The 22,331-nt window shown below is 74.2% G+C and carries 16 protein-coding genes; 11 read left to right on the forward strand and 5 right to left on the reverse strand.

Going from position 1 to position 22,331, the window contains the following annotated elements:
• Positions 1 to 60: 60 nt before the first annotated feature.
• Positions 61 to 933: an NAD kinase gene (locus OEIGOIKO_RS32940; protein ID WP_032928120.1), complete on the forward strand. Its 873-nt coding sequence runs from the start codon at positions 61 to 63 to the stop codon at positions 931 to 933.
• Here the strand turns inward: OEIGOIKO_RS32940 and OEIGOIKO_RS32945 are convergent.
• Positions 869 to 1,876, reverse strand: a complete 1,008-nt coding sequence (locus OEIGOIKO_RS32945) for a CPBP family intramembrane glutamic endopeptidase (RefSeq protein ID WP_125057098.1) — start codon at positions 1,874 to 1,876, stop codon at positions 869 to 871. The two genes, OEIGOIKO_RS32940 and OEIGOIKO_RS32945, sit on opposite strands and share 65 nt — an antisense overlap.
• On the reverse strand, positions 1,873 to 3,369 hold the full coding sequence (locus tag OEIGOIKO_RS32950; RefSeq protein ID WP_125057099.1) for a S41 family peptidase: 1,497 nt from the start codon (positions 3,367 to 3,369) through the stop codon (positions 1,873 to 1,875). Before OEIGOIKO_RS32950 ends, OEIGOIKO_RS32945 begins: the two co-directional genes overlap by 4 nt.
• A 266-nt stretch (positions 3,370 to 3,635) precedes the next feature.
• Between OEIGOIKO_RS32950 and recN the strand changes: the two genes are divergently transcribed.
• The 4 genes from recN to OEIGOIKO_RS32970 all read left to right on the forward strand — a co-directional run bounded on the left by recN (position 3,636) and on the right by OEIGOIKO_RS32970 (position 8,542).
• On the forward strand, positions 3,636 to 5,372 hold the full coding sequence (gene recN, locus OEIGOIKO_RS32955; RefSeq protein ID WP_125059264.1) for a DNA repair protein RecN: 1,737 nt from the start codon (positions 3,636 to 3,638) through the stop codon (positions 5,370 to 5,372).
• A gap of 147 nt (positions 5,373 to 5,519) precedes the next feature.
• The gene (locus OEIGOIKO_RS32960) at positions 5,520 to 6,302 is read left to right on the forward strand and encodes a hypothetical protein (RefSeq protein WP_125057100.1); all 783 of its coding nucleotides are present in this window, start codon (positions 5,520 to 5,522) and stop codon (positions 6,300 to 6,302) included.
• A 265-nt stretch (positions 6,303 to 6,567) separates the two neighbouring features.
• Positions 6,568 to 7,710 carry a glycosyltransferase family 4 protein gene (locus OEIGOIKO_RS32965; protein WP_125057101.1) on the forward strand — a complete coding sequence of 381 codons (1,143 nt, stop codon included), beginning with the start codon at positions 6,568 to 6,570 and terminating at the stop codon, positions 7,708 to 7,710.
• Between the two features lie 136 nt (positions 7,711 to 7,846).
• Positions 7,847 to 8,542 (forward strand): LysE family translocator, encoded by a 696-nt coding sequence (locus OEIGOIKO_RS32970; protein WP_125057102.1) that lies wholly within the window; start codon positions 7,847 to 7,849, stop codon positions 8,540 to 8,542.
• 47 nt (positions 8,543 to 8,589) lie between these two features.
• Here the strand turns inward: OEIGOIKO_RS32970 and OEIGOIKO_RS32975 are convergent, their stop codons facing one another.
• Positions 8,590 to 10,215: a PucR family transcriptional regulator gene (locus OEIGOIKO_RS32975; protein ID WP_125057103.1), complete on the reverse strand. Its 1,626-nt coding sequence runs from the start codon at positions 10,213 to 10,215 to the stop codon at positions 8,590 to 8,592.
• Positions 10,216 to 10,290: 75 nt separating this feature from the next.
• On the reverse strand, positions 10,291 to 11,337 hold the full coding sequence (locus tag OEIGOIKO_RS32980; RefSeq protein WP_125057104.1) for a LacI family DNA-binding transcriptional regulator: 1,047 nt from the start codon (positions 11,335 to 11,337) through the stop codon (positions 10,291 to 10,293).
• Between the two features lie 173 nt (positions 11,338 to 11,510).
• Between OEIGOIKO_RS32980 and OEIGOIKO_RS32985 the strand changes: the two genes are divergently transcribed.
• Complete coding sequence (locus OEIGOIKO_RS32985; protein WP_246177699.1) at positions 11,511 to 12,539, forward strand: glycoside hydrolase family 16 protein; 1,029 nt, start codon at positions 11,511 to 11,513, stop codon at positions 12,537 to 12,539.
• Positions 12,536 to 13,702, forward strand: coding sequence for a beta-1,3-glucanase family protein (locus tag OEIGOIKO_RS32990; RefSeq protein WP_125057105.1), 1,167 nt, complete (start codon positions 12,536 to 12,538; stop codon positions 13,700 to 13,702). The genes OEIGOIKO_RS32985 and OEIGOIKO_RS32990 overlap by 4 nt, the downstream gene beginning before the upstream one ends.
• A 69-nt stretch (positions 13,703 to 13,771) precedes the next feature.
• Here the strand turns inward: OEIGOIKO_RS32990 and OEIGOIKO_RS32995 are convergent, their stop codons facing one another.
• The gene (locus OEIGOIKO_RS32995; protein WP_125057106.1) at positions 13,772 to 15,583 is read right to left on the reverse strand and encodes a glycoside hydrolase family 15 protein; all 1,812 of its coding nucleotides are present in this window, start codon (positions 15,581 to 15,583) and stop codon (positions 13,772 to 13,774) included.
• 436 nt (positions 15,584 to 16,019) lie between these two features.
• On the opposite strand from OEIGOIKO_RS32995, the gene OEIGOIKO_RS33000 reads away from it, so the two are divergent.
• The 4 genes from OEIGOIKO_RS33000 to ald all read left to right on the forward strand — a co-directional run bounded on the left by OEIGOIKO_RS33000 (position 16,020) and on the right by ald (position 22,135).
• Positions 16,020 to 17,699 carry a CTP synthase gene (locus tag OEIGOIKO_RS33000; protein WP_125057107.1) on the forward strand — a complete coding sequence of 560 codons (1,680 nt, stop codon included), beginning with the start codon at positions 16,020 to 16,022 and terminating at the stop codon, positions 17,697 to 17,699.
• Between the two features lie 125 nt (positions 17,700 to 17,824).
• Entirely contained in the window at positions 17,825 to 18,451 is a 627-nt protein-coding gene (locus OEIGOIKO_RS33005; RefSeq protein WP_030019433.1) for an NUDIX domain-containing protein, read from the forward strand.
• Positions 18,452 to 18,624: 173 nt separating this feature from the next.
• A complete protein-coding gene (locus tag OEIGOIKO_RS33010; RefSeq protein WP_371858988.1) occupies positions 18,625 to 20,853 on the forward strand; it encodes a tetratricopeptide repeat protein in 2,229 nt (742 codons plus the stop codon).
• A gap of 166 nt (positions 20,854 to 21,019) precedes the next feature.
• A complete protein-coding gene (gene ald / locus OEIGOIKO_RS33015; protein ID WP_032928116.1) occupies positions 21,020 to 22,135 on the forward strand; it encodes an alanine dehydrogenase in 1,116 nt (371 codons plus the stop codon).
• Positions 22,136 to 22,331: the final 196 nt, after the last annotated feature.

Raw genomic sequence — 22,331 nt, forward strand, 5'->3', positions numbered from 1 at the left:
ACCTGTACCGCACCGTCCCCGGGCGACGGCCCGGCGCCGTCCGGGGAGCGCACCGTCTTCCTGCTGGCGCACACCGGCCGTCCCGCGGCCGTCCGCAGCGCCGAACTCGTCGTCCAGGGGTTGCTGCGCAGCGGCATCGGCGTACGGGTCCTGGCCGAGGAGGCGGCGGACCTGCCGCTGCCGGCGTCCGTGGTCCGCGTCGAGTCCGAGCAGTGCGCGGCCGAGGGCTGCGAACTGCTGGTCGTCCTCGGCGGGGACGGGACGCTGCTGCGCGGCGCGGACTTCGCCCGGACGTCCGGGGTGCCGATGCTCGGCGTCAACCTCGGCCGGGTCGGCTTCCTCGCGGAGGCCGAGCGGGACGACCTGGACAAGGTCGTCGACCGGGTCGTGACCCGCTCCTACGAGGTCGAGGAGCGGATGACCATCGACGTCCTGGTGCGCAACAACGGCAGCGTCGCGCACACCGACTGGGCCCTGAACGAGGCGTCCGTGGAGAAGGCGGCGCGGGAGCGCATGCTGGAGGTCGTCACCGAGGTCGACGGGCGGCCCGTCTCGCGCTTCGGCGGTGACGGCGTCGTCTGCGCGACCCCGACCGGCTCCACCGCCTATGCCTTCTCGGCGGGCGGCCCGGTGGTCTGGCCCGAGGTCGAGGCCCTGCTGATGGTGCCGATCAGCGCGCACGCGCTGTTCGCCAAGCCGCTGGTCACCTCGCCGGACTCGGTACTGGCCGTCGAGGTGCAGCCCAAGACGCCGCACGGTGTGCTGTGGTGCGACGGCCGCCGCAGCGTCGAACTGCCCGCGGGCGCGCGGGTGGAGGTCCGCCGCGGCGCCACCCCGGTACGCCTCGCCCGGCTGCATCACGCCTCCTTCACCGATCGTCTGGTGGCCAAGTTCGCCCTGCCGGTGGCGGGCTGGCGCGGCGCACCGCAGTAGCCGCCGCGGGGCGGGCAGGTACGGGCTCCGCTGCGGGGCGGGCAGGTACGGGCTCCGCCGCGGGGCGGGTGGGTAAGGGCCCCGCCGCGGGGTCGGCAGGTAGGGGCTCCGTGGCTGGGCGGGCGGGTATCGGCTCGCCCCGGGCCCGGAGCGGGTGCACGGCTCGGGGCCGGGGCTGGGGCCCCAGGAGCGTCACGAGCGCGGCCGTGAGCGACGCGGCCGCGCCGAGGACGAGGGCGGGCGCGGCGTGCTCGGTGTAGCCGGGGAACACCGACTCGACGACGTTGATCGCGGTGTGCACCACGACGGCCGTCAGCACGACCCCGCCGGAGCGGTCGTACAGCCGGACCATCAGCACCCGCACCGCGACCGAACCGAGCACCTGTCCGGCCGTCCACCCGGCGGAACGGCCCGCCTGGGCGTACGCGACGACGTGCCAGGCGGCCCACACCAGGCCGATGACCAGGCCCGCGCCGAGCGTCCCCCACCGCTCCCGCAAGGGTTCCAGCAGATACCCCGTCCAGCCCGCTTCCTCGGCAGCGGCGGCGACGACGTACAGGACGAGGAGCAGCGGCACGGACGCGAGCGGGGAGTGCGGCCCGCTGGGCGGCGCCCCGGCCGCCGACAGCAGTCCGTACGTCACGAGGAACAGGGCGGGTATCAGGAGGACGGACAGCGCCCAGCAGCCGGGCCGCGCCGCGCCGCGCACGGAGAACGTCCGCCGCAGCAGCTGTCGCACCCCGCGCCCGCCCTCCTCCCGGAAGAGGAGGAGCGAGGCCACCGCCACCGGCAGGACGAACTGGAACGCGCTCAGCGGCATGCCCATGGGCAGCACGCCGGACAGGTCGAAGACCGCACCGGCCACCCAGAACGGGACGGAGAGGGCCGCCAGCAACGCGATGAACGTGAAGGGCGATCCGCGGCCCGTCGCGACCCGGGTCATGGCATCGGGCGGCCGGTGGCCAGGAGGGCCCGGGCGCGGGACAGGGCCGGGTCACGGCGGGCCGCCAGGTCCTCGGCGGCGAAGACCGGGACACGGACGGCCGGGGGGATGCCCGTCCCGTCGAACGTGCGCCCCTCCGCGGTCAGGAACTCCTCGTTGGGCAGCGCGAACCTCCAGCCGTTCGGCAGGGTGCGGTCCAGGGTGTCGGAGAAGAGGCCCTGGGTGTTCTCCCCGATGCGCACCGGCGCGGGGGTACGGCCGAGCAGGGCCTGGGTGAAGGTCTCGCCCGCGCTGATCGTGAGCGGTCCGGTCAGCAGCGTGAGCGGGCCCGTGTAGCGGGGGCCGTCGTGCGGGCGTATCCATGCGGGCTGGTCGGGGGTGAACTTCCGGGGGTCGGCCGGATCGTTGCGCGCGTGTTTGCGGTACGCGAGGTACGGGCGGTCCGTCAGGCGGGAGGCGACGCGCAGCCCCAGCGGGTCCGAGCCGCCGCCGTTCAGCCGCAGATCGACGACGAGACCGCGCAGGGCCTTCGGTCCGGACGTACGGCCCTTGGTGAACACGGCGTCCAGCGCGCGGTCCAGCTCCGCGACATCGCTCGCGTAGTCGTCCTGGTCGGTGTAGCCGGTGAAGGACGTGATGCGGAGGTAGCCGAGACGGCCGGGGAGGTCGGCGTAGGAGAGCGCGCCCCCGGCCCACCGGCGCAGGGTGACGTCCCGGCCGAGGTTGGCGCCGATCGCCGCGTCCACCTGCTTCAGGAGCGTGTCGGAGGGGAGGGTCGTCCCGGGCCGCACTCCGCTGTACTCGCGGCCGGGGCCCGCGGCCAGCTTGGTGTGCCCGTCGTGCAGCGGTTCGATCATCTCGCGGAGCACGGCGAAGAGCGCGTCGTCGCTCGTCCCGTCGGGGACGCGCGGGCGGTACCGGTCGCGCGCCGCGGCCCAGTCGATGCCCTTGGCGGCGAAGAACGGGTAGTTCTCGGCGTAGGTGTGCCAGAAGACGTCGAAGACCGCACGGGCGCCACGGGCGTCCTCCGGCGGCTCCTGGTGGCAGCGGGCGGGCAGCCCGGCCACGCGGTGCAGGGTGCGGTGGCCGACGTTGTCCTCGATGCTCAGGCGGGCCTCGTGGGCGTTCTGCGGGGCGACCGTGACACGCGCCGAGCCCGGTACGGCGAAGCGCACCCGGCCCCGCGCGTCGGGCCCGCTCTCGCGGACGCCGGCCAGGGAGCCGGGGAGGCAGCTGACAGCCGTGGTCTCGTAGGCGCGCAGCCGCTGCCCGTCGATGGTGACGTACGTGCCGTAACCGTCCATTTGCCACACGCCTTGCAGCGTGGCCGCCCCCGGCCGGGCCGCGTGGCCCGGTTGCGCGGCGGCCGGCGCGGAAACGGTGGCGGCCAGGGCGGTGCAGGCGGCCAGCAGCAGGGCAGTACGGCGGGTGGGGTGGCCGTGCCGCCGGGGGGTGCGGTGTGCGGTGTCCGGCCCGGCCGGTCGTCCGGTCATGTTCTTGCTCCCACTGTGGCGGCGCGAGGGCCGCGGTCCAGGGCGGATACGGAAAAGAATCGACATGTGGACCGGCATGGAGACCGCCCTCTTCCGCCCCCTCCCGGTCGTGCTCCCACCAGCGTGACGGGCGGGACAGGGGCGCCACCATGAGGAGATCACCCGTTCTCGGGGTGGGGTTTTCCGCAGGGCACGGCGGCCGGGCGAGGGGAGGCCGTCGCGGGGCGGGCCCGGGACCTCGTAAGGTCGTATCCGTGTTGGAGGAGATGCGGATCAGGTCCCTGGGCGTCATTGACGATGCCGTCGTCGAGCTGTCGCCGGGTTTCACGGCGGTGACCGGCGAGACGGGCGCGGGCAAGACCATGGTCGTCACCAGCCTCGGGCTGCTGCTCGGCGGGCGCGCCGACCCCGCCCTGGTGCGGATCGGAGCCAAATCGGCGGTCGTGGAGGGCCGCATAACGGTGGGCCCGGCGGCACCGGCCGCGGTGCGCGCCGAGGAGGCGGGCGCCGAGCTGGACGACGGGACGTTGCTGATCAGCCGCACGGTCTCCGCCGAGGGCCGCTCGCGCGCCCACGTCGGCGGCCGTTCCGTCCCGGTCGGGCTGCTGGGCGAGTTGGCGGACGACCTGGTGGCCGTGCACGGCCAGACCGACCAGCAGGGCCTGCTGCGCCCGGCCCGGCAGCGGCAGGCCCTGGACCGCTACGCGGGCGACGCGGTGTCCGTACCGCTCGCCAAGTACACCGCCGCGTACCGGCGGCTGCGCGCCGTCGCCGCCGAACTGGACGAGCTGACCACCCGGGCCCGCGAACGGGCCCAGGAGGCCGACCTGCTGCGCTTCGGCCTGGAGGAGATCGCCGGAGTCGAACCGCAGCCGGACGAGGACGCCGAGCTGGCCGCCGAGGCCGAACGGCTCGGCCACGCCGAGGCGCTGGCGTCGGCCGCGTCGGCCGCGCACGCCGCGCTCACCGGAAACCCGGAGGACCTGGAGGCCGTCGACGCCAGCACGCTGGTCGCGGGCGCGCACCGGGCGCTGGACGCCGTACGCAGCCACGACCCGGCGCTGTCCGCGCTCACCGAGCGGCTGGGCGAGATCGGCATCCTGATGGCCGACGTGGCTGGCGAACTGGCCAGCTATGCGGACGGACTGGACGCGGACCCGCTGCGGCTGGCCGCCGTCGAGGAGCGCCGGGCCGCGCTCACGCACCTGACGCGCAAGTACGGCGCGGACATCGCCGCCGTGCTGGCCTGGGCCGAGGAGGGCGCGGCCCGCCTCGCCGAGCTGGACGGCGACGACGACCGGATCGGCGAACTGGCGGCGGAGCGCGACGCGCTGCGCGCGGAACTGGGCGAGCTGGCGCAGGCGTTGACCGACGCCCGGGAGGCGTCGGCGAAGCGATTCGCCGACGCGGTGACGGCCGAGCTGGCCGAGCTGGCCATGCCGCACGCCCGGGTCAGCGTCCAGATCGGTCAGACGGAGCTGCCGGAGACCGCCGACGAGAGCGACGGCGTCGAGGTCGGCGGCCGTACGGTGGCCTACGGCCCCACCGGCGCCGACGAGGTGGAACTCCTCCTCGCCCCGCACCCCGGCACGCCGCCCCGCCCCATCGCCAAGGGCGCCTCGGGCGGTGAACTGTCCCGGGTGATGCTCGCGGTCGAGGTGGTCTTCGCCGGTTCCGACCCCGTACCGACGTATTTGTTCGACGAGGTGGACGCGGGCGTCGGCGGCAAGGCCGCCGTGGAGGTCGGCCGCCGGCTGGCCCGCCTGGCCCGGTCGGCCCAGGTCGTGGTCGTCACCCACCTCCCGCAGGTGGCGGCCTTCGCCGACCGGCAGCTGCTCGTGGAGAAGACCCACGACGGTTCGGTGACCCGCAGCGGTGTCACGGTCCTGGAGGGCGAGGACCGGGTGCGCGAACTCTCCCGGATGCTCGCCGGGCAGGAGGACTCCGAGACGGCGCGGGCGCACGCGGAGGAACTCCTGGAGACGGCCCGCGCGGGGCGCTGAGGCGCGGGCGGAGGGCGGCGGAGGACCGGGACCGGGGCCGGCGACGGGCCGGCAGCCGGGGCCGGCGGCAGGGAACCGGCCCCCGAGCCGTTCGGACGCCCCGGCCCCACGAACACCGCGCCGCCCGGCCGCCCTACGCTGCCGATCATGATCGAAATGTCGCGCAAAAGCCTGCCGTTCGCTGTCGCGGCAGGCGCCACCCGGACCGTGTACGGACAGATCCGGCGCCGGCCGCCCGGTGGGCGCGGGCGCTGGGAGCGTACGAACCACGCGGGCCGCACGGTCGACCTGTACAGCGGGCCCGCCACCGTGGCGGGCACCGCGCTCGCGGCCGTGACCGCGCCGGGTCTGTCCGCCCGTACGCGCACGGCGGCGGCGCTGGCCGTCCTGGTGGCCGGGGGCTGCGGTACGTATGACGACCTCGCCGGAGCGGGGGACCCCCGGCGCGGCTTCCGGGCCCACCTGTCGGCCCTGTCGGACGGGGAGTTGACCAGCGGCGCGGTGAAGCTGTTCGGGATCGGCGCGGCCGGGCTGGCCGCCGGCGCGCTGCTCAAGGAGCGGCCGCTGGACAAGGTGCTCGCCGGGGTGGTGATCGCGGGCGCCGCGCACGCCGTCAACCTGGTGGACGTACGACCGGGCCGGGCGGCGCTGGCCACGCTCGCCGCGGCGGCGCCGGGGCTGCTGCGGCGCGGCCCTGCGGGAGCCCTGGCCGCGGCGCCCGCGGGGGCCGTGGCGGCGGTCCTCGCGGACGACCTGGGGGAGTGCACCATGATCGGTGACGCGGGCGCCCACTCCCTGGGCGCCGGAATCGGGCTCGCCGTCGCCGCCGGGTGCGGCCGCGCGGGGCTGGCCGTGCACGCCGCCGCCCTGGTCGGAGCCGCGGTGGCCGGCGACCGGGCCGGGCGGGCGGCCGCGCCCGGCGGCGCGTAACGGCGGGACCCCGCGTCAGGTCACTGCCGCTGGGCCGACGGAGTGGGTGGTTTGTCGCCCATATGGGTGGTCAGGTGGGTGTATGGGCGATGTGTGCCCTTGGAACGGCTCGTCGGCGGTCCCGGATCGACGGCGCGGGCTGGCATCCTGGGGGCGCAGCGCGTACAGCTGCGCGACCGCGCCCCGTACCGGCGCCTGCCCGGGGCGGAGCCGGCCGCCGCGGCGCGCCGCCCGGTCCGCCACCGACCCCAGGAGCACCGCCCACGTGACCAGTACCCCGGCCCCGCCGCACGGACCGTCGCCGCTGCGCACGGTCCAGGTGCTGGGCCGGGGCAGCGCGGGCAGCGCCGCCCATGTGCGGTCGCTGGCCGCCGGGCTGGTGGCGCGCGGGGTCCGGGTGACGGTGTGCGCCTCGCCCGACGCCGAGGACACGTACGACTACACCGACGCGGGCGCGCGGTTCGTAGCGGTCCCGCCGCGCGCCGACCCGGCCGGCGTGACGTCGCTGCGGGCCGCCTGCGGGGACGCCGACCTCGTGCACGCGCACGGCCTGCGGGCGGGCCTGCACGCCGCGTTGGCCCTCCAGGGCCCGCGGGGCCGCCGGGTCCCCCTCGTGGTCACCTGGCACACCAAAGCTCACACGGACGGGCCGCGTGCCCGGCTGGTCCAACTGCTGGAACGCCGGGTGGCGCGGGCCGCCGCGGTCGTCCTGGGCGCGTGCTCGGACCTGGTGGACCGGGCCCGCGAACGCGGCGCCCGGGACGCGCGCCTGGCCCCCGTCGCCATCCCGGCGCCCCGGACGGGCGGCCGCCCGCTGACGGCGGAGGACCGCCCCGCCCACAAGCAGCGTGCCGAACTGGGCGCCGTGGACCGCCCCTTGATCCTCGTCGTCGGCCGCCTGGAGACGCACCAGGGGCACGGCTTCCTGCTGGACGCGGCGCACGCCTGGTGCGCGCTGGACCCGCAGCCGATGGTCGCGGTGGCGGGGGAGGGCGGGCAGCGTGAGGCGCTCCAGCGGCGTATCGACGCCGAGCACCTGCCGGTCTGTCTGCTCGGCCGCCGCGACGACGTGCCCGAACTCCTCGCGGCCGCCGACCTCCTGGTGCTGCCCAGCCGCTGGGAGGCCCGCTCGCTGATCGCCCAGGAGGCGCTGCGGGCCGGTGTCCCGCTGGTGGCCACCGATGTCGGCGGCACCCGTGAACTGGTCGGCCATGCCGCCGAACTGGTCCCGTACGGCGACGCGACGGCCCTCGCCCGTACCGTCCTGGACCTGCTGGCCGCCCCCGCCCGCCGGGACACGCTCGCTGCCGCCGGACGCGCGCAGGCCGCGGGCTGGCCGACCGAGGACGCCACGGTCGCGCAGGTGCTGAGCGTGTACGACGAGCTGATGCAGCGGCGGGAGCGCTGAGCGGCCGGGCAGCCAGGGGCCGGGCGTCCGGAAACCCAGAACTCCCGCAGGCCGGCGACGGGTAGAGTCGCCCGGCACCGCGCGCGATCTTCACCTTGCCCGCGACCAGGCACGCCCCGTACGACAGGAGGCCGCTGTGACGGCTGCGCTTCTCGGCTTCGCGCTCTTCGCCCTGCTGGTGACGATGGCTCCCGGGCCCGACACCCTGCTGGTGCTCCGCAACTGCCTGCGCGGCGGCAGACGCGCCGGAGCCGCCTCCGCGCTCGGCTCCGCCGCGGGCTCGCTGGCCTGGGCCGTCGCCGCCGCGGCGGGCCTGGCGGCCGCGCTGCAACGCTGGGACGCCGCCTTCATGGCCGTACGGCTGGTGGGCGCGGCCTATCTGGTCTTCCTGGGCGCGCAGGCCCTGTGGACGTACCGGAGGGCGGCCTCCGGTGCCACGGGCCGGGCGGGGGAGGGCGGTGGCAAGGACATGACGGACCCCACGGACACCTCGGGTCCGACGGACCCCACGGGTCCCGTGGCTGTCCGGTCGGCACAGGCGTTCCGGCAGGGCCTCTACAGCTGTCTGCTCAACCCCAAGGTCGGCATCTTCTTCGTCGCGGTCGTCCCCCAATTCCTGCCGCAGGACCACTCGGTGCTGGGGGCGACCCTGCTCTTCGGCGTCATCGACGCGGTGATCGCGGCGGGCTGGCTGCTGCTGGTGGCGGTGGGCGCCGGGCGGCTGCTCCGCTGGCTGCGGCGGCCCCGGGTGCACCGCAATCTGGAGCGCGGTACCGGCGGCGTCCTGCTGGCCCTGGGTGTCGGCACGGCGGCCGAGACGCTGCGGGCCTGAGCGGGCACTGCTCTGACGGCCTTCGGGGGCCTCCCTTGGGGGCGCCCTCACCCCCGTTCCGTGTGCCTCCTGGCCCGTAGAGCCAGCCGCAGCCCGAGGACCGTCTGCGGGTCGTCCAGGTCGGTGCCCAGCAGCTGGGCGATGCGGGCCAGCCGGTCGTAGAGCGTCTGCCGGTTGACGTTCAAGTCGCGTGCCGTCTCCGCCTTGCGGCCCGCGCTGGCCAGATACGCCTCCAGGGTCGGCAGCAGCGGCTGGCGGGCGGCCCGGTCGTGGACGAGCAGCGGGCCGACGGCACGGTCCACGAAGTCCGTCAGCACGCCCTGCTCGCCGTGTTCGCGCATCCGCCACAGCAGCAGCTCGATGTCCAGCCGACGCGCGTCGTGCCAGGGCTGCTCCGGCAGGCCCTGCGCGGCGGCGGCAGCCTCCGTCGCGTGCCGCAGCCCGGGGCCCGCCGCCGGCCAGTCGCCCGCCGTGCCGACCACGACCACCGGGCGCCGCGCCGCCGGGGAGTCCGCCCCGGCCCGTTCGACGCCCGTGCGCAGGGCCTCGGCGACCCGGTCGGCGACGGCCGTACGGTCCTGGCCCGCGCGCAGCGCGACGAGCAGCGGCACCCGGCCCTCCACGGGACGTACGCCCAGCAGGACGGGCACACCCAGCGCGGCCAGCTCCTCCCGCAGGGCGCGGGCCAGTACGGCCCAACTGCCCGGCGCGGGCAGTTGGGCGGGCAGCCGCATGACCACGGGAAGGATCGGTTCGCCGCCCGGCCGGAACCCCAGCAGGCGGGCCTGCGCCGGGGCCTCGCCCGCGGTGATCCGGCCCTCCGCCAGATCGGCCAGGAAGTCACCGCGGCCGCGCGCGGCCAGCACCTCCTCCTGCCGGGACTGGAGCATCACGACGGCGAGCAGGTCGGCGGCGCGCTCGGCGGCGATCCGGTGCACCGGCGCGACGGGCGCGTTGACGGGCAGCAGGACCAGGCGGGCGCGTACGGCGTCGGGGCCGGGCCCGCCGCCGGGCACGTCCACCCGGAGCCCGGTCTCCCGCAGCCCTTCCCACGCCTGGAGGGGATCGGCGTCCGCGGCCTTGCCGTCGTCCGGGCCCGCCGCGTACAGAGGGCTGCCGTCGGGGGTCTCCAAGCAGAGCGGGTTGCCGGTGAAGGCGGCCAGCCGCCGCAGCACCTCGGGGGCGCCGCCGCCGCGCAGCAGGACGTCCGTACAGCTGCGCAGGAGTTCGTCGGCCTGCCGCAGCAGCAGGTAGTGGCTGTTGACCAGCTCGGTGTGGATCTCTTCGGTGACGGTGACGTACGGGACCTCGCGGTGCAGCTGCACCAGCGGCAGGCCGCAGGCACGCGCGCTGTCGACGACGGCGGACGGCAGCGCCTCGAAGCGGGAGCCCAGCTCCACGACGAGGGCGGCGATCTCCCGGTCGGCCAGCTCGCGGACGAACGCGCGCTGCTCGGAGGGGCGGGTGCCCAGGCCGAGGCCGGTGGTCAGCAGCAGCTCGCCGCCCTTGAGCAGGGAGGCGATGTGCGGCACCTCGCCCGCGTGCACCCAGCGGACGGCGCGGTCGAGACGGTCCTCACCGGCCAGCACCTCGGGCAGCCCGCGCCGCAGCGCGGGCAGCTCCAGTGCCCTGCGTACCGTGATCACCGCTTCGACTTCCGCTTCCGGCCCCATGGCGGGGAACGCTACCCGCCGTCCGCTGTCCGGACGTACCGGGACGGTGGCTGCCCCTCCCCGGAGCAGGCCCGCTCACCCCGACTCCCTGACCACCAACCGCGCCGGCGTGACCACCGAGGACAGCTCGTCCCCAGGAGCCTTCGCATCCGCCCCCAGCCGCCGCAGCAGCAGCCGTGCCATCAGCCGGCCCATCTCCTCCACGTCCTGGCGCACCGTGGTCAGCGGCGGGTCCGTCCACGCCGCGGGGTCCAGATCGTCGTACCCCACCACGCCGACGTCCTCCGGCACCCGGCGGCCGTGTGCCCGCAGGGTCCGCAGCGCTCCGGAGGCCATCAGGTCGGAGCAGACGAAGACGCCGTCCAGGTCCGGCGCGGCGGCCAGCAGGCCGGCCATGGCGCGCTCGCCGCCCTGGGCGGTGAAGCCGCCGTCGGCGATCAGCCGGGGGTCGGGTGCGGCGGGGGCCAGCGCGTCGCGGTAGCCGTCCAGACGGTCCTGGGCGGAGGTCTGGTCGAGCGGACCGGTGATCACGGCGATCCGGCGGCGGCCGCGGTCACGGAGGTGGCGTACCGCCTGCCGGGCGCCGTCGCGGTTGTCGGTGTCGACGTACAGCGGGCCCGGGCCGGGTCCGGTGTCCGCCCAGCCGGGGCGGCCGCCGTAGACCGTGGGCAGGCCGGACGCCTCGGCCATCGCGGGCAGCGGGTCGTCGCGGTGCAGCGAGAACATCAGGACGCCGTCGGCGTGTCCGGCGGCCAGGTAGCGGCCGACGCGGTCGCAGTCGGCGCGGGTCTCCTGGAGCAGCAGCAGGAGCTGGATGTCGGCGGCCGACAGTTCCCGGCTGATGCCGCGCAGTTGGCGGCCGAAGAACGGGTCGGCGAAGACCCGGGACTCCGGTTCGGCGATCACCACGGCGACCGCGCCGGTGCGGCGGGTCACCAGGGAGCGGGCCGCGCTGTTCGGTACGTAGCCGAGGTCGGCGACCGCGCGCCGGACCCGGTCCCGTACCTCGCCGCGGACTCCGGCGCCGCCGTTGACCACACGGGAGACCGTGGCGCGCGAGACGCCGGCCCGTGCGGCGACCGCTTCCAGCGTCGGACGCCCGCCTTTTGCTGCATGCACCATTCAACCCCCGTAGCTGATTTCGGGCCAACTCGTCGGTCCATACCAAGCCTTGACGGCTCGGCGGGAAGTCGGCACTGTGTGCCCCAACACGGCATGAGAGCGCTCTCACATTGTCTCAGGCCGCGTGTGCACACGGAACTCCTCATCACCCCACGTCGCCGAGGAGCTATGTCATGAACACGAAAATACCGGTACGGAAGCGGGCCCGGGCCAGAACCGCGTCACTGCTCGGCGCGCTCACCGCCGCCTTCGCCCTCGTCCTCGCCTGGCCACCCGCCCTGCCCACCGCCTCGGCCGGCGCACCGGCCGCCGCGCCCGCCGCGTCCCCTGCGGCTACCGTGGCCGCCGCGCCTGCCGCGCCTGCCGCGTCCGCCGCGTACAAGGAAGTGTGGCGCACCGACTTCAACGGCGCGGCGGGCTCCCGCCCGTCCGCCAACGACTGGATCATCGACACCGGCAAGGGCTACCCGGGCGGCCCCGCAAACTGGGGCACCGGCGAGCACCAGACCTACACCGACCGCCCCGAGAACCTCAAGCTCGACGGCGCGGGCCACCTGAAGATCACCGCCCTCAAGAACGGCGCCACCTGGACCTCGGGCCGCATCGAGACCCGCCGTACCGACTTCGCCGCCCCGGCCCGCGGCAAGCTGCGCATCGAGGCGCGCGTCCAGATGCCGAACATCTCCGGCGACGCGGCGCTCGGCTACTGGCCCGCCTTCTGGACGCTCGGCGCCGAGTTCCGCGGCAACTACTGGAACTGGCCCGGCATCGGCGAGTTCGACATCATGGAGAACGTCAACGGCGCCAACCGCGTCTGGGGCGTGCTGCACTGCGGCGTCAACCCCGGCGGCCCCTGCAACGAGGCGCAGGGCATCGGCAATTCCCGCGTCTGCCCCGGTGCCGCCTGCCAGGCCGGTTTCCACACCTACGCCCTGGAACTGGACCGCACCGGATCGACCGAGTACCTCCACTGGTCCGTGGACGGGCAGCGCTTCCACACCGTCAGCTCTGCCCAGATGGACGCCGCGACCTGGGCCAGAACGACCCACCACGGCCACTTCCTCCTGATCAACCTCGCGATGGGTGGCGCCTTCCCCGACGCCGTCGCGGGCCGTGCCACCCCGACCGACGCGACACGCCCCGGCGCCTCCCTCCTCGTCGACCACGTGTCCGTCTCCGTACAGCAAGGAGCCACCGCATGATCTCCCGTCGCACCCTCATCGGCGGCGTCGCCGCGACCGCCGCCGCCGGAGCCGGCGCGGGCCTGTTCGCCCGTACCGCCGGTGCCGCGCCGGCCGGCGCCACCGCGGCCGGACTGCCGCTGCACGTCGTCAACCGCACGGGCCGCTACGCCAATTCGGCGGTGTGGATCTACATCGTCGGCAATGTCGATGGCCAGCAGGTACGGGTCACACCCCAAGGTGACATCAAGCCCATATCCCTCGGCGACAACCGCCCGGACGGCTTCACCGACTACGCCATGCCGCTCGCCGCGAACGGCAGCACCACCCTGCGGATACCGAAGATGTCCGGCCGCATCTACGCGTCGCTCGGCTCCAAGCTCAAGTTCAAGGCCGTACGGGACGGCAACGGCCGGCCCGCGCTGGCCTACCCCGCGGGCTGGGTGTCCGGCGACCCCAACTACCCGATCGTGCACGACTGCGCGGAGTTCACGTACGACGGGGCCGGCATGCACTGCAACACCACGTCGGTCGACATGTTCAGCGTCCCGATGTCCATCCGCCTCGTCGGCGCCCGGGACCAGACGGCCGGGGCCCTCAAGGCCGGTGCCCGCTCCCGCATCTTCTCCGAGATCGGCCGGACGCCGGGCTTCGGCAAGCTCGTCGTCGGCGACAAGCGCGTCATCGCCCCCAGCCACGGCCTGGACGCCGGGCTGTTCGACCGGAACTACCTCGCGCCGTACATCGACCGCTCCTGGAACGCGTACACCTCCAAGGACCTGAAGGTCACCACCAACAGGGGCACCTTCACCGGCCGGGTCAGCGGCGGCCAGTTCAATTTCCGCGGCCCCGCCCAGTTCTCCGTCGCCAAGCCGTCCACCCGCGACGTGCTCTTCTGCCACGGCACCCTGCAAGCCCCCAACGACGGGCTGCGCGGCCCGGTCGCCGCGGTGCTCGGTGCCGCCCTCAACCGCGCCACCCTCGCCGACCACGCGGCCCAGCCCACCACCGACGCCGGCACCTTCTACAAGGGACAGCTCGCCAACCACTACGCGCGCGTCCTGCACGCCGAGGCCGCCGACGGCAAGGCGTACGGCTTCGCCTTCGACGACGTGGCCAACTTCGCCTCGTACATCGAGGACGGCGCGCCGCGCGAGATGACCCTCACCCTGACGGCGTTCTGAGCCGCCCGGAAGCAAGAACGAGGGGCCACGGCACCGCTGCCGTGGCCCCTCGTCCGTCCGTGTCCTCCGTCAGCCGCCGTACGCGCCGCTGGCCGTCAGCCGCAGCGCCGTGTCGATCAGCGGGACGTGGCTGAACGCCTGCGGGAAGTTGCCCACCTGCCGCTGGAGCTTGGAGTCCCACTCCTCGGCCAGCAGGCCCAGGTCGTTGCGGAGCGCCAGCAGCTTCTCGAACAGGATCCGGGCCTCCTCGACCCGCCCGATCATCGCCAGGTCGTCGGCCAGCCAGAACGAGCACGCCAGGAACGCGCCCTCGTCGCCCTCCAGGCCGTCCACGCCCGCGTCGTCGCCCGAGGTCGGGTAGCGCAGGATGAAACCGTCCTCGGTGCCCAGCTCGCGCTGGATGGCCTCGATGGTGCCGATCACCCGCTTGTCGTCCGGCGGCAGGAAGCCCATCTGCGGGATCAGCAGCAGCGAGGCGTCCAGCTCCTTGGAGCCGTAGGACTGCGTGAAGGTGTTGCGCTGCGGGTCGTAGCCCTTGGCGCACACCTCCCGGTGGATCGTCTCGCGCAGCTGCCGCCAGCGGTCCAGCGGCCCGTCCACGTCACCGGACTCGATCAGCTTGATCGTCCGGTCCACCGCCACCCAGGTCATCACCTTGGAGTGCACGAAGTGCCGGCGCGGGCCGCGCACCTCCCAGATGCCCTCGTCCGGCTCGTCCCAGTGCTTCTCCACCCACTGGATCAGCTTGAGCTGGAGCAGCGAGGCGTAGTCGTTGCGGGCCAGGCCGGTGTTGTGCGCCAGGTGCAGTGCCTCGGTGACCTCGCCGTACACGTCGAGCTGGAGCTGCCCGGCGGCGCCGTTGCCGACCCGGACCGGCTGCGAGTTCTCGTAGCCGGTCAGCCAGGTCAGCTCGTTCTCGCCCAGCTCCCGCTCGCCCGCGATCCCGTACATGATCTGCAGGTTCTCCGGGTCGCCGGCCACCGCGCGCAGCAGCCACTCGCGCCAGGCGCGGGCCTCCTCGCGGTAGCCGGTGCGCAGCAGCGAGGACAGGGTGATCGCCGCGTCGCGCAGCCAGGTGAAGCGGTAGTCCCAGTTGCGGGAGCCGCCGATGTCCTCGGGCAGCGAGGTGGTGGGCGCCGCGACGATGCCGCCGGTCGGCGCGTAGGTGAGCGCCTTCAGCGTGATCAGCGAGCGGACCACCGCGTCCCGGTACGGGCCGTGGTACGTGCAGTGGTCGACCCACTCGCGCCAGAAGTCCTCGGTCGCCTCCAGCGCCGCCTCCGGCTCCGGCACGTGCGGCGGGCGGCTGTGCGAGGGCTGCCAGCTGATCGTGAAGGCGATCCGCTCGCCCGGGCCGACCGTGAAGTCCGCGTAGGTCGTCAGGTCCTTGCCGTAGGTCTCGGCGTCCGTGTCGAGCCACACCGAGTCGGGCCCGGCGACGGCGACCGTACGCTCGTCGATCTTGTGGACCCACGGCACCACCCAGCCGTAGGAGAACCGCATGCGCAGCGCCGAACGCATCGGCACCCGCCCGCTGACGCCCTCCACGATCCGGATCAGCTGCGGTGTCGCGTCCTCGCGCGGCGGCATGAAGTCGATGACGCGCACGGTGCCGCGCGGGGTGTCCCACTCGGACTCCAGGACGAGCGAGTCGCCCCGGTAGCGGCGTCGGTCGGCGGGCAGCGGCCCGCCTTCGGGGCTGTGTGCGGGCCCCAGCCGCCAGAAACCGTTCTCTTCCGTGCCCAGCAGTCCTGCGAAGACCGCGGGTGAGTCGAAGCGGGGCAGGCACAGCCAATCCACCGTGCCGTCCCGGCACACAAGAGCGGCGGTCTGCATATCGCCGATGAGTGCGTAGTCCTCGATGCGCCCGGCCACGTGCATCTCCCGTCGAACTGGAGTGACGCCCCCCATGGGACGTGTGATCTTGTCCGTCCTGCCCATGAAACTCTGCCGAGCGGCGAGTCCGGAAATCGGGCGGGGGTGGTGCCTTGCCGGACGGCTCCTGGCGAGTGTCCGAGCAGGATACGACGCACGGCAGTGATCCGCTTGCCGCTGCGGTGAGACAGCACTGCGCCGAACGGGTGGCCTGGGTCACGTGCGGCGCCGCGCGCCCCGCGGGAGAGGGCCGTACGTGTGCGCCGTGAGCGTGGCCGGGCGCGACCATGCCCGGTCGCTGATAGCCTGGTACCCCGTGGACCGAGGGGCCCGGCGTCAGTCGCACGGCACCCCCGACCGCAGCGAAGGCACCCCTGACAACCGCAGGGCGTGGCTGATTCGCACCTCTTCACCACGCGACCACGGGAGCCCCCTCTTGGCCATGCCGCCCAAATCAACGACGACCAAGCACCTCTTCGTCACCGGGGGCGTCGCCTCCTCGCTCGGCAAGGGCCTCACCGCCTCCAGCCTGGGCGCGCTGCTCAAGGCGCGGGGCCTGCGGGTCACGATGCAAAAGCTCGACCCGTACCTGAACGTCGACCCCGGCACGATGAACCCGTTCCAGCACGGTGAGGTCTTCGTCACCAACGACGGCGCCGAGACCGACCTGGACATCGGCCACTACGAGCGCTTCCTGGACGTCGACCTCGACGGCTCCGCGAACGTCACCACCGGCCAGGTCTACAACACCGTGATCGCCAAGGAGCGGCGCGGCGAGTACCTGGGCGACACCGTGCAGGTCATCCCGCACATCACCAACGAGATCAAGCACCGCATCCGGCGGCTGGCCCACGAGGACGTCGACGTCGTCATCACCGAGGTCGGCGGCACGGTCGGCGACATCGAGTCGCTGCCGTTCCTGGAGACCGTCCGCCAGGTCCGCCACGAGGTCGGCCGCGACAACGTCTTCGTCGTGCACATCTCGCTGCTGCCCTACATCGGCCCCTCCGGCGAGCTGAAGACCAAGCCGACCCAGCACTCGGTCGCGGCGCTGCGCAACATCGGCATCCAGCCGGACGCCATCGTGCTGCGCGCCGACCGCGAGGTGCCCACCGCCATCAAGCGCAAGATCTCGCTGATGTGCGACGTGGACGAGGCCGCCGTCATCGCCTGCCCGGACGCGCCCTCCATCTACGACATCCCCAAGGTCGTGCACGCCGAGGGCCTGGACGCGTACGTCGTGCGCAAGCTGGACCTGCCGTTCCGCGACGTGGACTGGACCGTCTGGGCCGACCTGCTGGACCGGGTGCACAACCCCGACCACGAGGTGAAGGTCGCGCTGGTCGGCAAGTACATCGACCTGCCCGACGCCTACCTGTCGGTCACCGAGGCGCTGCGCGCCGGCGGCTTCGCCAACAAGGCCCGCGTCAAGATCAAGTGGGTCACCTCCGACGACTGCAAGACCCCGGCCGGGGCCAAGCAGCAGCTCGCCGACTGCGACGCGGTCTGCGTCCCCGGCGGCTTCGGCGACCGCGGCGTGGACGGCAAGGTCGGCGCCATCACCTACGCCCGCGAGAACAAGCTCCCGCTGCTCGGCCTCTGCCTGGGCCTGCAGTGCGTGGTCATCGAGGCGGCCCGCAACCTGGCCGGCATCGAGGGCGCGAACTCCACCGAGTTCGACCCGGCCGCCGCCGACCCGGTCATCTCCACCATGGCCGAGCAGATGGACATCGTCGCCGGCGAGGGCGACATGGGCGGCACCATGCGGCTGGGCATGTACCCGGCCAAGCTGGCCGAGGGCTCGATCGTGCGCGAGGTCTACGACGACCAGCCGTACGTCGAGGAGCGCCACCGCCACCGCTACGAGGTCAACAACGCCTACCGCGGTGAGCTGGAGAAGAAGGCCGGCCTGCTGTTCTCCGGCACCTCCCCGGACAACAAGCTGGTCGAGTACGTCGAGTACCCGCGCGAGGTGCACCCCTACCTGGTCGCCACCCAGGCGCACCCGGAGCTGCGCTCCCGCCCGACCCGCCCGCACCCGCTCTTCGCGGGCCTGGTGAAGGCGGCCGTCGAGCGCAAGACCGGCGCCGCCGCCGGTGCCAAGAAGGGCGCCAAGGGCTGATCCCGCGGGCGGCCGGCCCCCTCGCAGCGCGCGCGGGGGACCGGCCGCCGTTGGGTACGGTTGACCGGGGTACCTGGCCTTTCACGGCCGGGTGCCCCGGTCGACTGCTTTGCGGAAGGACGTACATGGCCATCCAGGACAGCCCGGAAGCGTGGCGGGTCACCGCCACCGCGACGCCGTTCACCGGCAAGAAGACCAGCATGCGTACGGACGAGGTCGTCATGCCGGACGGCTCCACGGCCACCCGTGACTACCAGGTGCACCCCGGCTCGGTGGCCGTCGTCGCGCTCGACGAGGAGGACCGGGTGCTGGTCCTGCGCCAGTACCGTCACCCCGTGCGGCACAAGCTCTGGGAGGTCCCGGCCGGGCTGCTGGACGTCCCCGGCGAGAACCCGCTGCACGCCGTCCAGCGGGAGCTGTACGAGGAGGCCCACGTCAAGGCCGAGGACTGGCGGGTGCTGACGGACGTCTACACCACCCCCGGCGGCTGCGACGAAGCCGTACGGATCTTCCTGGCCCGCGATCTGTCCGAGGCCGAGGGCGAGCGCTTCGAAGTCTCCGAGGAGGAGGCCGACATGGAGCTGGCGCGGGTACCGGTCGCCGACCTCGTGCGCGGCGCGCTCGCCGGCGAACTGCACAACAACTGCCTGGTGGTCGGCGTGCTCGCGCTGGCCGCCGCCCGCGCGGGTGACGGACTGGACGCGCTGCGCCCGGCCGACGCGCCCTGGCCGGCCCGCCCGTTCGAAGCCTGAGCGCCGCCGCTGCGGCCCCGTACGCGACCGCGGTCCGATGATGTGCTGATCCGGACGAGTGACTCAACCGTCGCGCTCCACCGGGCGTGTGACGGGTCGTGAACTACGCTCGACGGCGTTCCCGTACGCGACCGCGGCGGGCTCGTAAGCGCAGGTGGACGGGAGCGTGACCCGTGGCGGATCAGGCGGTGGGCGGGGGACGCGTCCCGCCGGGGAAGGCGGGCGGACCCGCGACGGCGGCACGGCAGCGGCCGGGACCGGACCCGGACGGCACGGCCGTGGAGTCCGCCGCCGACCGCGCCGCCCCCGGCCGGAGCCCGGCCGGGGGCACCGCCGCGGCCGGACCGGGCAGCCGCAGGCCCCCCGCCCGCCGGACCGTGCCGCCCGCCGCCACCGCGGCCGGCGGGTTCATCGGCCGCCGCCGCGAACTGAAGTCCCTCCGCGCCGACATCGCCCGTACGGGCCTGGACACCCTCTCCGGCCGCCGGGGCGCCCGCAGCCGCGTCCTGCTGATCGCCGGGCGTCCCGGCTCCGGCCGCAGCGCCCTCGCCGCCGAACTGGCCCGGCAGCTCGCCGACGACTACCCCGACGGTGTCCTGCGCGCCACCCTGAGCACCCCGGGCGGCGGTCCCGTACCCCTCGACCTCGTCGCCCGCGACCTGCTCACCGCACTCGGCGCCCCGGTCAAGCCCGGCGCCGCCGAGGACGAGCTGACCGAAGCGCTGCGCGCCGCCCTCGCCGAGCGCCGCGCCCTGCTGCTGCTGGACGACGCGGCCGGTGCCGAGCAGGTCGAACCGCTGCTGCCGGACGCCGCCGACTGCCTCGTCGTCGCCGTCTCCGAAGGCCCGCTCACCGGCATCACCGACGTACGGCCCTGCACCCTGGGCGGCCTGGACAACGCGTCCGCCGTCGAACTGCTCAGCCGGTACGCGGGGCCCACCCGCATCACCGTCGACCCGCGCTCCGCCGACGCCGTCGCCGAGGAGTGCGGCGGCCGCCCCGCCGCGCTCGTCCTGGCGGGCGGCTGGCTCGCCGGGCACCCCAAGAACTCCGTCGCCGACCTCCTCCAGGCGCTGCGGGACGTACCCGAGCAGGCCGACGAACCGGCCGGCGGACGCCCCATGGCCCGCGCCTTCCGGCTCGTCCACGCCACCCTGCCGCCGGTCGCCGCCCGCACCCTGCGGCTGCTCACCCTGGCCCCGGCCGGACTGGTGGACGCGCACATCGCCTCCGCCCTGGCCGGCTGCTCGGTCGCCGCGGCCGAGGCGGCGCTCCAGGACTTCGCCGCGCGGGGGCTGCTGCGGCCGGTGGAGGACGCGGAACCGCAGCCGTCCGGGCCCGGGGCCCCGGCCGCCGGGAGCGCCGGTCTCCAGGCGCAGTACCGGATGCCCGGCTGCCTGGTCCAGCTCGTCCGCGCCGTGCTGCACGAGAAGGAACGGCCCGCCGAGATCCAGCTCGCCCGGGCCCGGATGCTGGAACGCACCGTACGGCTGCTCCAGTCCTGCCGGGCCCTCGGCGAACCCGCCGGGTCACCGGCCCGGCAGAAGGTGGCGGGCCTGCCGCGCTCGCTGCGCTTCGCGTCCGCCGCCTCCGCCGCCGCCTGGCTGCGCAGCCGCCGGCCCGCCCTGCTGGAGGCGGCCCGGATCGCCGTCGAGGAAGGCGAGCTGGACACCCTGGACCGGCGGCTGATGGCCGCGATCGTGCGCACCCTGATCGCCCACCAGGGGGCCGAGGCCGCCGCGCCCGACCTCTACGGGCTGCACGGCCTGGTCCTGGAGGTCGCCGAGCGGCGCGGCCTGGCGCGGGAGCGGGCCGCGGCCCTGCTCAACTTGGGCGACCTGGACGCGCAGGCCGGGCGGACCGCGGATGCGATGGCCCGCTACCGGGGCGCGCTGACCGCGGCACGCGAGGTCCGGGACCCCATCGCGACGGTACGCGCGCTGGAGTCGCTGGGCGGTACGTACACGGAGCTGGGGGACTGGCAGCGGGCCGCCGACTGGTACGGGCGGGCGCTGGAGCTGCGCCTGACCCGGGGCGAGAACGCGGACGGGGCCCGGCTGCACGGCCGGATCGGCGCGGTGCTGACCTATGCGGCGCGGTGGGGCGAGGCCCTTAAGGAGTGGCGGGCCGCATACGGCGCGTACCGGAGGCTGGGCGACGTGGCGGGCCAAGCGCGCGCGCTCGGCGAGGCGGCGCGGGTGCAGGAGTATGCGGGCCGCCCCGAGGAATCGCTGCGGACCTGCACCGCGGCCCTCTCCCTGGCCGCCGAGGCCAAGGACGGACGGCTGGAGGCGGCGCTCCAGCTGCGGATCGCGGACACCCTCGACCGGCTCGGCGACCCGGCAGCCGCAAGGCTGCACCGGGGTCTGGGGGAACGCCTTCTCTCAGATCACCCACAGTGACCTACGAAATCGGTGGTGTTCCTCTCAGTAACAGATGCTTTGCAAGGCTAGACAACTCAGAATCCTTAAATAGACTGGCCAGGCCGCGGACGCCGCGGTCAGTCCCGGCATGCCTGGCATGCATGGATTTCCTCCTGCAAGCTCTCTTACAAGGACCGTGATCGACGTGAAGGTCGGCATCCCCCGCGAGGTCAAGAACAACGAGTTCCGGGTGGCGATCACGCCCGCCGGTGTGCACGAGCTGGTCCGCCACGGCCACCAGGTCGTCATCGAGAAGGACGCCGGCCTCGGCTCGGCCATCCCGAACGAGGAGTACGTCGCGGCCGGCGCCGAGATCCTCGACACCGCCGACGAGGTCTGGGCTGCCGCGGACCTGCTGCTGAAGGTCAAGGAGCCGATCGCGGAGGAGTACCACCGCCTCCGCAAGGACCAGACCCTCTTCACCTACCTGCACCTGGCCGCCTCCCGCGAGTGCACCGACGCCCTCCTGGAGTCCGGCACCACCGCCATCGCCTACGAGACGGTGGAGACCCCGGGCCGCCAGCTCCCGCTGCTCGCCCCGATGTCCGAGGTCGCGGGCCGCATCGCCCCGCAGGTCGGCGCCTACCACCTGATGCGCCAGGCCGGCGGCCGCGGCGTGCTGCCGGGCGGTGTCCCGGGCGTGGCCGCGGGCAAGGCCGTCGTCATCGGCGGCGGTGTCTCCGGCTGGAACGCCGTGCAGATCGCCGTGGGTCTCGGCTTCCACGTCACCCTGCTCGACAAGGACATCAACAAGCTGCGCGAGGCGGACCGCATCTTCGGCACCAAGGTGCAGACGATCGTCTCCAACGCCTACGAGCTGGAGAAGGCCGTCGTCGAGGCCGACCTCGTCGTCGGCGCGGTCCTCATCCCGGGCGCCAAGGCCCCGAAGCTGGTCACCAACGAGCTGGTCGCCAAGATGAAGCCCGGAAGTGTCCTTGTCGACATCGCGATCGACCAGGGCGGCTGCTTCGAGGACTCCAGGCCCACCACCCACGCCGAGCCGACCTTCCAGGTCCACAACTCGGTCTTCTACTGCGTGGCCAACATGCCCGGCGCGGTGCCCAGCACCTCCACGTACGCCCTGACCAACGCCACGCTGCCCTACATCGTGTCGCTGGCGAACAACGGCTGGGTCGAGGCGCTGCGCCGCGACGCCGCCCTGGCCAAGGGCCTGAACACGCACGACGGCAAGGTCGTCTACGGTCCGGTCGCCGAGGCGCACGGCCTGGAGGCCACCGACCTGGCGACGCTTCTCGGCTGAGGCGTCAATAGCGCGCGTCAATGACGCTCTGCCGGCCGGGCCTTGTCCACAAGGCCCGGCCGCGGCCGTTCGCCGACACGCCGCACGCCCGGGACGGCACGGGCGGACCCCAACTCGCCGAGAACGTAACCCTTTAACCGATTCGCACACCCTCGAAACCTCGGGCTTGTGCGGCCTGCACCCTTGACATCGGCAT

Source organism: Streptomyces paromomycinus, assembly GCF_003865155.1.
GTDB lineage: Bacteria > Actinomycetota > Actinomycetes > Streptomycetales > Streptomycetaceae > Streptomyces > Streptomyces chrestomyceticus.